15 protein-coding genes and 3 pseudogenes are annotated in these 14,331 nt (G+C 67.0%); 9 read left to right on the top strand and 9 right to left on the bottom strand.

Going from position 1 to position 14,331, the window contains the following annotated elements:
* Positions 1-10: 10 nt before the first annotated feature.
* Together DL519_RS26135 and DL519_RS26140 are read right to left on the bottom strand one after the other, a co-directional pair.
* Positions 11-1,147: an ATP-grasp domain-containing protein gene (locus DL519_RS26135; protein ID WP_223839566.1), complete on the bottom strand. Its 1,137-nt coding sequence runs from the start codon at positions 1,145-1,147 to the stop codon at positions 11-13.
* 315 nt (positions 1,148-1,462) lie between these two features.
* Positions 1,463-2,785, bottom strand: coding sequence for an NAD(P)/FAD-dependent oxidoreductase (locus tag DL519_RS26140; protein WP_190818678.1), 1,323 nt, complete (start codon positions 2,783-2,785; stop codon positions 1,463-1,465).
* 489 nt (positions 2,786-3,274) lie between these two features.
* Here DL519_RS26140 and DL519_RS26145 point away from each other — a divergent pair, with 489 nt between their 5' ends.
* Entirely contained in the window at positions 3,275-3,622 is a 348-nt protein-coding gene (locus DL519_RS26145; RefSeq protein WP_190818680.1) for a type II toxin-antitoxin system VapC family toxin, read from the top strand.
* 201 nt (positions 3,623-3,823) lie between these two features.
* Here the strand turns inward: DL519_RS26145 and DL519_RS26150 are convergent.
* Positions 3,824-4,189 (bottom strand): annotated as a pseudogene (locus DL519_RS26150) (VOC family protein); the annotation flags it as partial.
* Between the two features lie 130 nt (positions 4,190-4,319).
* On the opposite strand from DL519_RS26150, the pseudogene DL519_RS26155 reads away from it, so the two are divergent.
* Positions 4,320-4,718, top strand: a pseudogene (locus DL519_RS26155) (helix-turn-helix transcriptional regulator); the annotation flags it as partial.
* Between the two features lies 1 nt (position 4,719).
* On the opposite strand, the pseudogene DL519_RS26160 reads toward DL519_RS26155, so the two are convergent.
* Positions 4,720-4,993 (bottom strand): annotated as a pseudogene (locus DL519_RS26160) (HigA family addiction module antitoxin); the annotation flags it as partial.
* 131 nt (positions 4,994-5,124) lie between these two features.
* Between DL519_RS26160 and DL519_RS26165 the strand changes: the two are divergent.
* Complete coding sequence (locus DL519_RS26165; protein WP_190818682.1) at positions 5,125-5,715, top strand: hypothetical protein; 591 nt, start codon at positions 5,125-5,127, stop codon at positions 5,713-5,715.
* A 208-nt stretch (positions 5,716-5,923) separates the two neighbouring features.
* Here DL519_RS26165 and DL519_RS26170 read toward each other — a convergent pair whose 3' ends face one another.
* The 3 genes from DL519_RS26170 to DL519_RS26180 form a co-directional block, all read right to left on the bottom strand.
* Complete coding sequence (locus DL519_RS26170; RefSeq protein ID WP_223839568.1) at positions 5,924-6,283, bottom strand: cytotoxic translational repressor of toxin-antitoxin stability system; 360 nt, start codon at positions 6,281-6,283, stop codon at positions 5,924-5,926.
* A 62-nt stretch (positions 6,284-6,345) separates the two neighbouring features.
* Positions 6,346-6,762 (bottom strand): prevent-host-death protein, encoded by a 417-nt coding sequence (locus DL519_RS26175; RefSeq protein ID WP_190818684.1) that lies wholly within the window; start codon positions 6,760-6,762, stop codon positions 6,346-6,348.
* Positions 6,763-6,840: 78 nt separating this feature from the next.
* Positions 6,841-7,611, bottom strand: coding sequence for a uracil-DNA glycosylase (locus DL519_RS26180; RefSeq protein WP_397545074.1), 771 nt, complete (start codon positions 7,609-7,611; stop codon positions 6,841-6,843).
* 49 nt (positions 7,612-7,660) lie between these two features.
* On the opposite strand from DL519_RS26180, the gene DL519_RS26185 reads away from it, so the two are divergent.
* Positions 7,661-9,130, top strand: coding sequence for a S10 family peptidase (locus DL519_RS26185; RefSeq protein ID WP_190818685.1), 1,470 nt, complete (start codon positions 7,661-7,663; stop codon positions 9,128-9,130).
* A gap of 67 nt (positions 9,131-9,197) precedes the next feature.
* Here the strand turns inward: DL519_RS26185 and DL519_RS26190 are convergent, their stop codons facing one another.
* A complete protein-coding gene (locus tag DL519_RS26190; RefSeq protein ID WP_190818687.1) occupies positions 9,198-10,037 on the bottom strand; it encodes an alpha/beta fold hydrolase in 840 nt (279 codons plus the stop codon).
* Here DL519_RS26190 and DL519_RS26195 point away from each other — a divergent pair.
* Entirely contained in the window at positions 10,036-10,308 is a 273-nt protein-coding gene (locus DL519_RS26195) for a TetR-like C-terminal domain-containing protein (protein WP_190818688.1), read from the top strand. The genes DL519_RS26190 and DL519_RS26195 overlap by 2 nt on opposite strands.
* 79 nt (positions 10,309-10,387) lie before the next feature.
* Here DL519_RS26195 and DL519_RS26200 read toward each other — a convergent pair whose 3' ends face one another.
* Positions 10,388-10,885 carry a hypothetical protein gene (locus tag DL519_RS26200; protein ID WP_190818689.1) on the bottom strand — a complete coding sequence of 166 codons (498 nt, stop codon included), beginning with the start codon at positions 10,883-10,885 and terminating at the stop codon, positions 10,388-10,390.
* Between the two features lie 678 nt (positions 10,886-11,563).
* On the opposite strand from DL519_RS26200, the gene DL519_RS26205 reads away from it, so the two are divergent.
* From DL519_RS26205 to DL519_RS26220, 4 genes are all read left to right on the top strand, one after another.
* Entirely contained in the window at positions 11,564-12,451 is an 888-nt protein-coding gene (locus DL519_RS26205) for an ABC transporter ATP-binding protein (RefSeq protein ID WP_223840359.1), read from the top strand.
* Complete coding sequence (locus DL519_RS26210) at positions 12,448-13,284, top strand: ABC transporter permease (protein WP_190818691.1); 837 nt, start codon at positions 12,448-12,450, stop codon at positions 13,282-13,284. The genes DL519_RS26205 and DL519_RS26210 overlap by 4 nt, the downstream gene beginning before the upstream one ends.
* 17 nt (positions 13,285-13,301) lie before the next feature.
* Positions 13,302-13,541: a helix-turn-helix transcriptional regulator gene (locus DL519_RS26215; RefSeq protein WP_168586544.1), complete on the top strand. Its 240-nt coding sequence runs from the start codon at positions 13,302-13,304 to the stop codon at positions 13,539-13,541.
* 331 nt (positions 13,542-13,872) lie between these two features.
* Positions 13,873-14,331 (top strand): YbaB/EbfC family nucleoid-associated protein, encoded by a 459-nt coding sequence (locus tag DL519_RS26220; RefSeq protein WP_190818693.1) that lies wholly within the window; start codon positions 13,873-13,875, stop codon positions 14,329-14,331.

Raw genomic sequence — 14,331 nt, forward strand, 5'->3', positions numbered from 1 at the left:
GTTGGCTCCGTCACCAGCTCCCCCGTCCGCTCATCGCGGCCGACAGGTCCGCGAAGCGACCTCGTACCCAGTCGTGCACGGCGGTCGAGACGTCCGCGCAGTCGGCCCGGTGTTCGAACCAGCGCCAGTCGCAGTTGACGTTCACCTCGAGGAACACCCACTCGTCGCCGACCCCGAGTAAGTCGAAGGCCGCGACGTCCAGCCGCCACTGGCGGCACAGCGCCAGCAGTCGCTGGAGCAGGTTCTCGGGCACCTCGACGCGCTCCACCGCGACCGAATCCGGGTCGACCCACAGCTGCGCCGGGTCGAGCTTCCGCACCCGGAAGCCGATCGCCTGGTCGCCGATGACGAACACGCGCAGCTCCCGGTCCGCGTCCAGGTACTGCTGGACGAGCACCGGTGCCGGTTCGCGCGCTTCGCCCGTGCGCCGGATGTCCAACGGCTGCGGGAAGAGGCCGCGCAGCGCGCCCGGTTTGGGTTCGAGCAGGTGGTGGCCGGCCGTCTTGACGATGCACCGGCCGCCGCCCGGGCGGCTGCGCCCGGGCATGGTGGTCACCGCGGTCCGCGGCACCCGCAGGCCGGCCGCCGACGCGCCTTGCAGCTGCGTCAGCCGGTCGAGGTGCTCGGTGGAGCGCACCGAGTTCACCTGCTCCCAGTCGTCGCGGCAGGCCAGCCAGTTCGCAACCGCTTGCCACTGCTCGCGGACGTACGCGCCGTGCACCGTGGCCGGATCGACCGGGATGGCGGTGATGTCGAAGTGCCGCCGCCACACCATGACCGGGCGCAGCAGCCAGCGCTGGAACTCAATCAGCGGCGTGTCGGTGTAAATGGTGAGGGGCAGGTCGAGGCAGCGGTCGGCGTCGATGCGCAAGATGCGGATGTCGTGGTCCGCCAACGCCAGCGACAGCTCGTTCATCTCCATGTCGGCGGCGCGGGCCAGCACCAGCACGCACGGCACCGGGTCGCCCGGCTCGTCGGCGACCAGGTCGGCCCGGAACATCCGCTCCTGGAAGTCCAGCGGGGTGTCGGGCGACCGGAAGAAATAGTCCTGGCCCTGCAACAACATCGGGGTTGGGCGAAGGGACGGCTGGTCGGTCGCCCCGGACGGATTTCCGAGACCTGAGGGCAGCCCCTCGGCCACATCCATGCTCAGTCGTCCTTCTTCCGAAAGACCCGAGATGCTTCCTGGTAGTCCACCGCGAAGTCAGCGAGCGGTCCTTCCTCGACCTCACCGCTGCGCAGCAGGGCGGCTAGCTCTTTCAGCGTCAAGGGATTCACCCCTTCCCCCGTTGACCCATCCTTTCAGGTGAAGATCTTGCCACAGTCTTCGATTTCCCACTACGGATTGTCAAGGATAGTCGGCCCCCATGTAGCCCGCACGGAGCATGCATTGGGGACAAAAAGGCCGCGTGCCCAGTGCGACACGCGGCCTGGTTGCTGCGAGTGCCCGGCGCTCGGCCGGTCAGCTCGCGGCGGCGCGCTCGAAGGCTGCCCTCGGGTTCTGGATCTGACCCATGGACACCACCTCGCGCTTGAACAGGAACGCCAGCGTCCAGTCGATGATGATCCGCAGCTTGCGGTTGAACGTGGGCATCCGGCTCACGTGGTAGGAGCGGTGCATGAACCAAGCGATGAAGCCCTTGGCCTTGAAGCCGTAGACGTCGGCGACGCCCTTGTACAGCCCCATACCGGCGACCGAGCCAGCGTAGGCGTGGCAGTACTCCTTGGTCGACTTGCCGCGCAGCGAAGCCAGCAGGTTCTTGGCCAGCTGGTTGGCCTGCCGCACCGCGTGCTGTGCGGACGGCGCGCAGGTAGCGCCGGGGTTCTCCTCGGTCTTGGACAGGTCCGGGACCGCGGCGCAGTCACCGGCCGCCCACACGCCGGGCAGACCCTCGACCTGCAGGTGCGCGGTTGCCTTGACCCGGCCGCGCTCGTCCAGCGGCAGATCGCTGTTCTTCAGCACCGGGTTGGCCTTCACGCCCGCGTTCCACACCAGCGTGTCGGTGTCGAACTCGGTGCCGTCCGAGAGCACGGCGTGGCCGCCCTCGACGGACTTCAGGAAGGTGTTCAGGTAGACCTTGATGCCGCGCTCTTCGAGGGCCTTGACGACGTAGACGCCCATCTTCTCGCTGACCTCGGGCATCACCCGGCCAGCGGCCTCGACCAGCGCCCAGGACATGTCGTCGGGCTTGACGTTGTCGTAGTAGCGCGTGGCGTAGCGGGCCATGTCCTCCAACTCCGCCAGCGCTTCGACGCCCGCGAAGCCGCCGCCGACGAAGGTGAAGGTCAGCAGCCGGTTGCGCAGTTCGGGGTCGCCGGTGTTGGCCGCGGCGTCCATCTTGCCCAGCACGTGGTTGCGCAGGTAGGTGGCCTCACCAACGGTCTTGAGGGAGATGCCCTCCTCGGCGAGGCCGGGGATCGGCAGCAACCGGGAGACCGAGCCGAGGGCCACGACCAGCACGTCGTAGGCGATGGTCTCCGCACCCGTCTGCGGGTTCTCGACCGTGACGACCTTCTCGTCGTGCTTGATCTCGGTGACAGCGGCGGTGATCACGTTGCACCGCTTCAACACTCGTCGCAGTGGCGCTACCACGTGGCGGGGTTCAACCGAACCCGCGGCCGCTTCCGGAAGGAAGGGCTGGTAGGTCATGTGCGGCTGAGGATCGACGACCGTCACGGAGGCCTCGCGGCGACCCAGCTTCTTCTGCAGCTGAAGTGCCGTGTACATGCCGACGTAACCGCCGCCGAGGATGAGAATCCGCGTGGGATCGGATTTACCAGCCATGCGCTCATGGTCGCACCACTGCCCGCATTCGCGCTGCGCCGACCCCCCTTAATGTGACGCCAGTCGCGGATGGCATCGATCACGATCAACGCGCTGTGCACGGACAAACGCGCTGCGTACGCACCCGGAATGGGCGGCGGCGGATGACATCAGAGTGACATCACCGAGGTGTCATGGAGGCTGGTTTTCGCCACCCTACCGAATCTTGAACCCGGATGCCCACGCCCGAGCAATTTCTTCCGGAAGATCGACGCCGTTGTCGCGCTCGACGACCTGACCATCGAGCAGGCCGACCCCGCCCAACTCGCACCCGGGCCTGGATGTGACCCGTTGCATGCCGCTCGGCGATGCGCGACCCATCGCCCCAGTGGCACGACGAAATTCCGCGGACGGTCGGCCAGACCACAGCTTGGGCAACGATCACGTTGCTGCCGTTGAAGGTTGCTGCCGTTGAAGGTTGCTGCCGTTGAAGGTTGCTGCCGTTGAAGGTTGCCGCTCCCCGCGACCGAGGTAGCGACAACAGCGATCACGGCCGCCGAACTGCTGTACGGGGTATCCCGACTTCCTGATGGTCACCGGAAGACGGCGCTGACGGCGGCGGTTCATGCACTGATCAACGACGACTTCCACGGGCGGGTCGAACTGTTCGACGAACTAGCCGCCACCCATTACGCCGTCGTGGTCAGCGAACGCGACCAGCTCGGCCGCCCCATCAGTGCCGCGGACGCTCAGATCGCGGCGATCTGCCGTGCACGTGGGGCAACGCTGGCTACCCGCAACATCAAGGATTTCGAGGAAACGGGAGTCGAGCTCGTGAATCCCTGGCAGGTCCGTTAGGTCTCACAGCGTTCCACGCCGAAGCCAGATCGGTCGGTTATCAGATCCCCGCCAGCTCCTTCGTGCGCTCCAGAACGCGGCGCGGCATCGCCGGGGTGAGCTTGCCGGTGAAGGTTGTTCTGCTGGCTGACGTGAACGGATTGCGGAAGCCGCCGCCTCCGTTCGCGAAAGCGAAGGTGGGGCTTGTCCCGACTCCTTCGCCTAGGAGGCCAGAACCTGCAGGTAGTGCGGGTTGTACATCAGTCCCAGGATATTGCCCCAGGGGTCGATCACGGAGGCGGTGATGAAGCCCTCGCCGCGGTCGCGCGGCGAGTCGTGCTCCGTCGCCCCCATGGCAACGAGCTTTTCGAGGGCCGCGGGTACGTCGTCCACGTGCCAGAACACCACCGCGCCTGCCGGTCGGCCGATCGCGCCGGGATCCGGGGTCGCGGCCAGCTCGGTTTTCGCGTAGGAGCTGTTGATGACGCCGAACTCGTGCTGGTAGTCGCCGATGCGCCACTCCAGGTATCCCGGGGTGTCCATGTAGGGCGGGATCCCGAACAGCTCGGTGTACCAATGCTTGGTCGCCTCGAGGTCGGGAGATTAGAAGGAGACGGTGAGTCCTCGGAGCATCTCGGTTCCTCTCTTGCAGGTCGTGTGACCACCTTCGCGGCCAAAGTGCTCATCGATTGAGCACTTTGTTCGCGAGGATGGAGATATGCGCGCCGACCGTCTCGTCGCTGCCCTGTTGCTGCTCCAGGCCCGTGGCCGGGTGACCGCTGCCGAGTTGGCCGACGAGCTGGAGATCTCCGTGGCCACCGCCCGCCGCGACCTGGAGGCGCTGTCCGCCGCGGGCATCCCGGTGTATCCGCAGCCGGGGCGCGGCGGCGGGTGGTCGCTCGTCGGTGGTGCCCGCACCGACCTCAGCGGGCTGAGCGCGGCCGAGTCCCGGGCTCTCTTCTTGCTCCTCGGCCCGGCTAGCTCCGCCGCGCCCGAGCTGACCTCCGCCCTGCGCAAGCTCATCCGCGCCCTGCCTGCCACGTTCCGCTCCGACGCCGAGGCCGCAGCGGCGGCCGTGGTGTCGGACTCGGCGCGCTGGGGCGAGCGTGGCAGGGAGCCAGCGTGTCGCCGAGCGCATCCTTCTCCCGCTCCAGGTCGTAACGCGACTGGAGGTTGAGCCAGAACCGCTCGGATTTACCGAAAAAGCGCGCCAAACGCAGTGCGGTGTCAGCTGAGATCCCCCGCTTGCCGTGCACAATCTCGTTGATCCGACGAGGCGGAACACCGATCGCCACGGCGAGCCGATGCTGGGGAACCCCCCAGCGGCTCCAGGTACTCCTCAAACAGGACCTCCCCCGGGTGAACCGGAGGCATGACAAACTCGTCAGACATCCTCGTTGCCTTCAGTGGTAGTCCAGAGCACCCGCACCTCGACACACCCAGGCAACGTAATGCGTTTGCATTACGTTGGCCCGTGAGTGGTTTGAGGTGCTGTAGCACCTCAAACCACTCACGGGCCTCAGGTGAGGGAGAGCGAGTGGTCTGCCGAGCACATCGCCGCCCACGATGTGACCTTAGATGAGGTTCGGGAAGCCATTCTCGAACGGCCCTACTGGATGATTCCCGGCAAGAACGACACAACCTTGATCTACGACCGCACCTATGCAGGGCGGTACCTGCCTGTGGTGGCAGTTGATGATCATGGTGCGGCTTTCATCGTGACCGCCCGCGACATGACGCCCAGCGAGAAGACCGTCACGAGGGGCACAGTGACCATGCAGACCAAGAAGAAGACCGAGGATCTCCCCAGACCGACCGAAGAACTCGAAGAGCTCGCCGCGTACTACGACGAGCACGACACCTCGGCGGAGATGGAGCACGGTCAGTGGGTCGATCCACCACCGATGAAGACAACTTCTCTCCGGTTGCCCACCGATGTGGTCGAAGGACTGAAGACCCTTGCCCAAGGGCGAGGCATACGTTATACGACGCTGCTTCGGGAGATCGTCGAACAGGCAGTGCGTGGAACGCACCCGGTAAAGGGCGAAGATCTGACACAAACCAACGAACGCCTCGCCCGAATCGAGGCCGCTCTGACCGGACAACCAAAGTAACGGCGCTGATCGACCGTAGCCAGGTTACGGCTCATCCGATCCCCGCCAGGTCCTTCGCGTGCTCCAGCACGCCGCGCAGCATCGCCGGGGGGAGCTTGCCGGTGAAGGTGTTCTGCTCAGGTGAACGGATTCACGGAAGCACGCCGTTCAACCCCAGTCGACGGCTGCGCTGTTCGCAGTGACCTTGGCGAAATAGCTCCGTCGAGGGTCAGCTGCCTTCCGTCCAGTACCGCTGTGCCCGCGCTGCTGCTTCGGCCTTGCTCATTCCCGCTACCTGAGCCTCATCGAGACCAACCCGAGAGATCAGCAAATACACGAGGTCAGCGGGCAACGCCTCCGCTGGCGGTGCAGCAATCCCGCGATCCGGCTTGATCCCGTCCTGGACACAGGCCCAGAAGCAGCTTTCCTCAACGTGCAGCTGATCGCGCAGGATGTGGCTCCACATGCTGCGGCCGTAGCTGCTCCGATCGACCGGATGCGAGATCCGGTTCCGCAAGATCCGCCCGTCAGGGAGCGCGAGTTCATAGGTGACGTGGTGCGTGCCTGTACGTCCACGCGCATCGCGCACCGGATGCCACTCCTCGACGCGACAGAACGTGTCATGGTCTTTGCGTGTCGGCTGCGGCCATGTCATCGCGCCGCCCCGACGAGCCAGTCGGTCAACTGGTCATCATCGCTGAGACTGATCAACTGGACCAAACCCCAGTTCTCGCGGTGATTCGGGGCGTCCAACAGACGTTCCTGCCAGTCATCGGCGTACTCGCGCAACGCTTCGATCATCTCGGCGATCGCCTCGTCGAAGGTCGCTCCATCTGCGGCCACCGGGAGTCCAGGAATGAACACAGACCAGCCGTCAGCCTCCGGAACCACTTGCGCCCGTGAAGGCACGAGCGACGCAAGAAAGTGACGCAGCCGCTCGACGTCAACGACGGCTGTTCTGGCCGACTCCCGGCGAACCGTGGCGACCCGCCCTTTCTCTGCCGCATCCAGCAGATCCTTCAGATGCGCACGCGCTTCGGTGTAGCTGTCGTAGTGAACGGCAGACATGGCAGCTCCCCTGTTCAGTCCTCAACAGTGTGCCGACCGCCAGCAAGTACGTCAAGTACGTCAAGTACGTGCTCGAGCTCACGTTAGCTCCGCCAGCCTCTTCGCGTGTTCCAGCACGCCGCGCAGCATCGCCGGGGTGAGCTTCCCCGTGAAGGTGTTCTGCTGGCTGACGTGGTAGCAGCCGAGGAGGTGGAGGGGGTTCCCGCCGTCCGCCGGCGGGAGCTCTACGTGGGCGTTGTGGCCGAACTTCGGTCGGGGTTTGGGGACTTCCCAGGCCGCGTCCGCCAGGACCGGGAGCAGGGCTTGCCAGCCGAACGCGCCCAGCACCACGACCACGTGCAGCGTCGGGCGCAGCAGGTCGAGTTCGCGGACCAGCCACGGGCGGCAGGTGTCGCGTTCGGTCGGCGTCGGTTTGTTGGCCGGCGGGGCGCAGTGCACCGGCGCCGTGATCCTGGTGTGGCGCAACGTCAAACCGTCGTCGATGTGCCGGGCCGCCGGCTGCGAAGCCAGGCCGATGTCGTAGAGCGCCTGGAACAGCACATCGCCGGAGCGGTCGCCGGTGAAGATCCGGCCCGTCCGGTTCCCCCCGTGCGCCGCCGGGGCAAGTCCGACGATCGCGATCTCCGCGTCGGGCGGGCCGAAGCCGGGCACCGGTCGTCCCCAGTACTCCTCGTCTCGGAACGCCGCGCGCTTGACCCGCGCCACCTCTTCCCGCCACTCGACCAGCCGCGGGCAGGCGGTGCAGTGGGTGACCAGCTCGTCGAGTTCGGCGATCCGGTTCGCGTTCGGGGCTGCGGCGGCGGGGTCGCCGACCGGGTCGGCGATCAGCCTGGAGGGCGTGTCGGGCACCTCCCAAAAATGGCAGAAACCCCGTTCGACGGCACGTAATGTGGGCGGCATGGCAGCCAGCGAGGAGAAATCCGACGAGGTCAAGGAATCGACCACCCCGGCCGAACCGGTCGATGATCTGGTCAGCACCCACCACACGATCACCGCGGACGGCGCGGAACTGGCCTACACCGCGACGACCGGCCGGATCGTGTTGCGCGAAGAGGTCCACTCCGACGGCAAGTTCGAGGGCTACAAGCCCAGGGCCGAGGTGTTCCTGACCTCCTACGTGGCCGACGCCGAACCCGGCACCAGACCGGTGACGTTCGCGTTCAACGGCGGCCCGGGCTCCTCCAGCGTGTGGCTGCACCTCGGGCTGCTCGGCCCGCGCCGGGTCGTCTCCGGCGACGCCGGCGATCTCGCGCCGCCGCCGTACGGGCTGGTCGACAACCCGGAAACCCTGCTGCGGCACAGCGATCTGGTGTTCATCGACCCGGTGTCGACCGGGTACTCGCGGGCGGTCGAGGGCGGCACGCCGGGCGATTTCCACGGCTACCAGCGGGACATCGAGTCGATCGCCGAGGTGATCCGGCTGTGGACCACCCGCAACGGCCGCTGGATGTCGCCGAAGTACCTCGCCGGCGAGTCCTACGGCACGCTGCGCGCCGCCGCGCTCGCCGAGCACCTGCAGTCGCGGCACGGGCTCTACCCGAACGGCCTGCTGCTGATCTCCTCGGTGCTGGACATGGGCACAATCCGGTTCACCGAAGGCAACGACCTGCCGTACTCGCTGTTCCTGCCGACGTACGCGGCGATCGCGCACTACCACGGCAAGCACGGCGACCGGCCGCTGCGCGAGGTCCTGGACGAGGCGGAGAAGTTCGCCGCCGAGGACTACCCGTGGGCGCTGGCTCGCGGCGCGCGGTTGAGCTCGTCAGAGCGCGAGGACATCGTTCGGCGGGTCGCCGCGTTGTCCGGGCTGTCCGAGGAATATGTCGACCGCGCCAACCTGCGCATCGAGCACATCCGGTTCTTCACCGAACTGCTGCGCGACCAGCGGGCGACGGTCGGCCGGATGGACGGCCGGTTCACCGGCTGGGAGCCGGATGCCGCCGGGGAGCACTTCAGCGACGACCCGAGCATCTCCGGCATCCGCGGCGCCTACGCGGCGGCGATCAACCACTACCTGCGCGAAGAGCTCGACTACGCCAGCGATCTGCCGTACGAGACGCTGTCCAGCCGGGTGCAGCCCTGGTCCTACAAGGAGTTCGAGGGCGCGAGCGTGTCCGTTGTGGACAAGCTCGGTGCGGCGTTCCAGGCCAACCGGCACCTGCGGATCCACGTCGGCTGCGGCTACACCGACGGCGCGACCCCGTACTTCGCGGCCGAGCACGTGCTGGCGCAGCTGCCGATTCCGGAGCGGCTGCGGGAGAACGTCGACGTCCGCTACTACCCCGCAGGCCACATGATGTACGTCCACGAGGAGTCCCGGGTCCAGCAGTCCGCCGACCTGGCGGAGTTCGTGGCGCAACGCGTGTAGCGGATTCCCCGAACAGCGGCCCTCGCGCGAACCGGAGCGAGGGCCGCTTCTGCTGCTGGCCCGCGGATCAGCCGCGGAGGAACTCCAGGACGGGATCGGTCTGGCCGAGGATCGCGTGCCCGACCTTGGGCAGGAGGTTCACGGTCGCGTGCGGCACGCACCGGCGCACCCGCCGGGCGGTTCCCGCGGAGTCGAACATGGCGTCGCGTCCGCCGACCACCACGAGCACGGGCATCGTCAGGCGCCGCAACGCGTCGTCGGAGTACACGGGCAGCCGCTCCGCGCGCGGTTTGAACTGCGTGAAGGTCAGCACCAGGGCGTCGAGGACTGCCTTGTCCTGCACCGGGTCCAGACCCGCGACCTTTCCCGCCGATCGCCGCACGCCCCGGCGGCCGAACGCGCGCAGGAGCAACGCCTTGAACAGCCAACCCACCTTCTGCCGCCCCACGCCGCCGGGGCACAGCAGGGCCAGGCTCGCCACCCGCTCCGGCTTGCGGGTGGCGTAGTCCAGCGCCAGCCAGCCGCCGAGCGAGGTCGCGACGATCGAGGTCCTCGTGATCCCGAGCCCCTCCAGCACGTCGTCCAGCCATAACGCGTAGGCCTCGGACGCCAGAGGCGGGCGGGACGGCGCGCTCAGGCCCGGCTCACCGATGACGTCCACGGCGTAGGTGCGGAAGTGCCGCGCCCAGGTGGCGATGTCGGGCAGCCACATCGTCGTGTTCGCCCCCGAGCCGTGCAGCAAGAGCACCGGCGGTGCGTCCTCCGGCCCGGAGACGACGACGAACGTCTCCCCCTCGCGGGTCGGCACCCACACGTGCTCGGCGGGGACCGGCCAGGCGCTCAGCACCTCCAGGTAGTGCCGCCGGATCTCGCTCGCGCCGGCCTCGGACTTGTAGATCGCGCTCATGCCCCCTCCACATGATCTCCATATCGGATGCAAAACTACTCTATCGTCCCCTTTATTAAAGATTCATAGGGAATTTTATGGCACATCCGATCAGCTGGTCAGATCCGCGGATCGCCGGAACTTACTCGCGAACCGAGTGATCACCGCGGAAACCATCCGGGACCTGCTGTTCGGGCCACTGGTCTACCACTGGCTGATCACCGGCGAGCCGCTGGACCGGGCCACCGCCGAGACGCTGATCGCCGCCGCCCGCAGGGCCGTCTCGCCCTGAACCGCGACGCCGCAGTGGGCTGGAACCACCAGAAGGCCCCGCTCCTGGCGAACGGGAGCGGGGCCTGCTGACGCGGAAATCAGTGCTTGCCGACCACCTGGGCCTGGGTGTTGTCCTGCCAGTCCCCTGCCTGGGTCTGGTTGGCGTTGTTGGTCTGGTTCGAGCCGGTGTTGGCGATCTGCTCCTTGCCGCCGATCTGGACGACCGTCGAGGGCGAAACGTTCGTGTTCGTCGGCTTGCTCACCTGGATCTCGTTCTGGTTCTGCACCTGCGTCGGGGACCCGTCCTTGACCAGCTGCGCCTGGGCGTTGCCGTCCCAGTCGCCGTCCTGGTCCTGGTCAGCGTTGTTGGTCTGAGTCGAGCCGGTGTTGGCGACCTGCTTGTGACCGCCGATCTGGACCACGGTCGAGGGCGAAACGTTCGTGTTCGTCGGCTTGCTCACCTGGACTTCGTCCTGGTTCTGCACCTGCGTCGGGGAGCCGTCGTGGTTGCCGTCGGCCATCGCCACGGCCGTCGCTCCGAGCAGCATCGGGAGGCTCACCGCGGCAACCGTCAGCACGCGCTTCGCAGTACGCATCAAAGCACTTCCTTCCATGAGAACCGGGACTTGCGGCGCCGAGTTCCGCGCCGACCAATTCGGACGAGGCGAACCGGTTCCAACACTTCTCCGTCAGCCTCGCACGGAATACCGTATCGCCATCGACACAAAGGTCGGCAACTCGGAACAACAGGGCTCACCTCATGCGGTGACACCTCATTCGAAAATTGCAACCACGGATCGGAGAACGGCACGAGGATCGACATTTTCCCAGCTCAACACGATGTAAGAGGCTTTTTCGAGGCACACTCCACTCTTTTTCGCGACGCGCAGCGAGCCAGATTTGATCAATTACACAAGATCAATTGAATCCATGCACCAAAAACAAATCTCGAGACCAGCTCGGAACATCACCCGAAAAATACGAAAACAATTCCACCCGAGGCGACACCGCGTGGATTCACCGACGACGGCGGCGGCGAATCCAGCCAGCCCAACCACCCGTTCGGATTCATCCCAATTGCCCGAAGCTCGGGAGCAACCTCCGCTCCGGTCGATGCAGTTGATAGTTCAGCATGTAGCATATGTGCTACATGTAGACCTATCCTTGCTATGGAAGGCACTGGGGTTATGACAGTCGCGAACGAATCGGCGGCACCACTGCCGCCGGTGCGGTTACCCGACGATGACGCCGCGCTCGAGGTCCGCGACCTGCGGATGCGGTACGGCACGACCGACGTCCTCAAGGGTGTCGACTTCGCCACGCGCCGGGGCGAGGTGGTGGCGCTGCTGGGGCCGAACGGGGCGGGCAAGACCACGACGATCGAGGTCCTGGAAGGCTTCCGGATGCGCTCCGGCGGCGATGTCCAAGTCCTCGGCACCGACCCGGCGCGCGGCGACGAAAACTGGCGGGCCCGGCTCGGCGTCGTGCTGCAGTCATGGCGCGACCACAGCAAGTGGCGCGTCCGGGAGCTCCTGGCACACATGGGGACCTACTACTCGCCGTACTCCACGGCGCAGATCACCCGGCCCTGGGACGTCGACGAACTCATCGCGGCGGTCGGCCTGACCGAGCACGCGAACAAGCGGGCCGGGCAGCTCTCCGGCGGTCAGCGCCGCCGGCTCGACGTCGCGATCGGCATCGTCGGCCGCCCGGAACTGCTGTTCCTGGACGAGCCCACGGTCGGCTTCGACCCGCAGGCCCGCCGGGAGTTCCACGACCTCGTGCACCGGCTCGCCGACGACAGCACCGGCATCCTGCTGACCACGCACGACCTGGACGAGGCGGAGAAGCTGGCCGACCGCATCCTGATCCTGGCCGGCGGCCGGATCGTCGCCGACGGCTCCGCCGACGAGCTGTCCCGGCAGGTGGCCGCCGAGTCGGAGGTCAGGTGGACCCGCGACGGCAAGCGCTACGTGCACTCGGCCGCAGATGCCACCCACTTCGTCCGGGACCTGTTCGCGCAGCACGGCGACGAAATCACCGAACTGGAGGTGCGCCGGGCCACCCTGGAGGACACCTACATGGCGATGGTGCGCGCGCACGAATCCGGGCACGGCGACGACGCCGCGCTGCCCTTCAACGCCGAGGAGGTCAACCGGTGAAGGCCAACGCCGCACGCGCCGGCCTGCAGCGCGGTTGGATCGAGTTCCGCCAGACCCTGACCACCCCGCAGGACCTGTGGGGCTACCTGTTCCCCACCGTGATCCTGCTGGTCGTGATGTCGTTCCAGCGCGGGTCCACAGTGGCCGGTTTCTCGCTGGGCGCGATGACGCTGCCCGGCGCGCTCGGCATGGGCATCGGGTTCTCCGGGCTGATCACCATCGCGCAACAACTGACGGTCGAGCGCGAGGACGGCACCCTGCTGCGCGCCAAGGCCACCCCGGACGGGATGTTCGGCTACCTGATCGGCAAGATCACGCTGATCGGGTGCATGTCGCTGGTCAGCCTGGTGATCCTGCTGGTGCCCGGCCTGGTGATGTTCGACGGCCTGGCCACCGGTGTCGACACCTGGCTGACGCTGGTTTGGGTGCTGGTGCTGGGGCTCGTCGCGACGATGCCGATTGGCGCGATCATCGGCTCGCTGTTCGCCAACCCGCGGAGTCTGGGCCTGATCATGCTGCCGATGATGGGGCTGATCGCGATCTCCGGGATCTTCTACCCGATCACCGGGTACCCGGAGTGGTTGCAGTGGATCGCGCAGGTCTTCCCGATGTACTGGCTCGGGCTCGGCATGCGGTCGGCGCTGCTGCCGGACGGGATGGCGGCGGCCGAGATCGGCGAGTCCTGGCGGCACCTGGAGACTGTCGGGGTGCTCGGCCTGTGGGCCGTGGTCGGCCTGGTGGTGGCCCCGGTGGTGCTGCGCCGGATGGCGCGGCGCGAGTCGGGGTCGAGCGTGGCCGCGCGGCGCGAGAAGGCCATGCAGCGCGTGCGGTGACGCCGGCGGAGGGGACCATGAGCGAGACGATCTACAACCGCATCGCGATGCTGCGGGCCGAACGCGGGATCTCCCGCCGGCAGCTCTCCGAGGCGCTCGGCGTGCACTACCAGACGATCGGCTACCTGGAGCGCGGCGAGTACAGCCCGAGCCTGCACCTGGCGCTGCGCATAGCGGAGCACTTCGAGGTCCCGGTCGAGGTGGTGTTCTCCATCCACCCGTTCCCCCGCATCGGCAGCGGCGAACGCTCCGCCTGACCGATCCGATGAGGCTCGAAGGGCGCCTTTTGCCGAGTTCACCCGAGTTCACCCGGCAAAAGGCGCCCTTCACCTCGAAAAGGCCACCGCCCCCGTGGGCGCCGTCGTCCCCGCCGGCCAGTCCGCTCCACACTCCGTCCAAAATGGACCGCGCGAGGACGGGTCGGCCGGCTCGCGAGGAGCGCCGTAGCGCCCAGCAACACCACCGTGACCGAGCGCATTTGTGCCGACATCGTTGGTTTGACCGGTTCTTCGGTTCCTCCTCTGGATGGGTGCTCCGCTGCTTAAGATTCGATCTCGGCACTTTGACCGTTACGCGAATCGGAGGGACATGGAGGGGAACATCCTCGATCCGGACAGCGCTCACGAGCGCTTGACCGCTTGGAAGGACCGGATCGACAAGCTGGCCGCCGACACCCAAGCGATGAGCGAGCGGCTGCAGGAAGTGCGGGTCACCGCGAGCGATCCGAACGGGCTGACCGAGGTCACGATCGACTCGACCGGCGCGTTGGTAGACCTGCGGCTGACCGAGCGGATGCAGCGGACGAGCCCGGAGGTCGTCGCTCGCACGATCATTGCGACTCTCGGCGAGGCCAAGAACAAGCTCGCCGACCGGTCGCAGGAGATCATCGCGGACACGGTGGGCACCCAATCCCCGGCGGCGCGGGCGATCGCGGACAGCGTCGGGCAGCACCTGCGGAGCGGTCCGGCTCCGGAAAGCGCCGCCGCTCCCGGCGTTGACGACCAGGACTACGAGACGCACTCCTACCTCGACGAGCGGCGGTGGTGA

The sequence above is a fragment of the Saccharopolyspora pogona genome, assembly GCF_014697215.1.
Taxonomy (GTDB): domain Bacteria; phylum Actinomycetota; class Actinomycetes; order Mycobacteriales; family Pseudonocardiaceae; genus Saccharopolyspora; species Saccharopolyspora hattusasensis.

Coding starts and splice junctions, on each gene's coding strand:
- DL519_RS26135 (WP_223839566.1), bottom strand. CDS start 1,147: ATGGATGTGGCCGAGGGGCTGCCCTCAGGTCTCGGAAATCCGTCCGGG.
- DL519_RS26140 (WP_190818678.1), bottom strand. CDS start 2,785: ATGGCTGGTAAATCCGATCCCACGCGGATTCTCATCCTCGGCGGCGGT.
- DL519_RS26175 (WP_190818684.1), bottom strand. CDS start 6,762: ATGTCTGCCGTTCACTACGACAGCTACACCGAAGCGCGTGCGCATCTG.
- DL519_RS26185 (WP_190818685.1), top strand. CDS start 7,661: ATGGCAGCCAGCGAGGAGAAATCCGACGAGGTCAAGGAATCGACCACC.
- DL519_RS26195 (WP_190818688.1), top strand. CDS start 10,036: ATGCCCCCTCCACATGATCTCCATATCGGATGCAAAACTACTCTATCG.
- DL519_RS26190 (WP_190818687.1), bottom strand. CDS start 10,037: ATGAGCGCGATCTACAAGTCCGAGGCCGGCGCGAGCGAGATCCGGCGG.
- DL519_RS26200 (WP_190818689.1), bottom strand. CDS start 10,885: ATGCGTACTGCGAAGCGCGTGCTGACGGTTGCCGCGGTGAGCCTCCCG.
- DL519_RS26205 (WP_223840359.1), top strand. CDS start 11,564: ATGCGGTACGGCACGACCGACGTCCTCAAGGGTGTCGACTTCGCCACG.
- DL519_RS26215 (WP_168586544.1), top strand. CDS start 13,302: ATGAGCGAGACGATCTACAACCGCATCGCGATGCTGCGGGCCGAACGC.
- DL519_RS26220 (WP_190818693.1), top strand. CDS start 13,873: ATGGAGGGGAACATCCTCGATCCGGACAGCGCTCACGAGCGCTTGACC.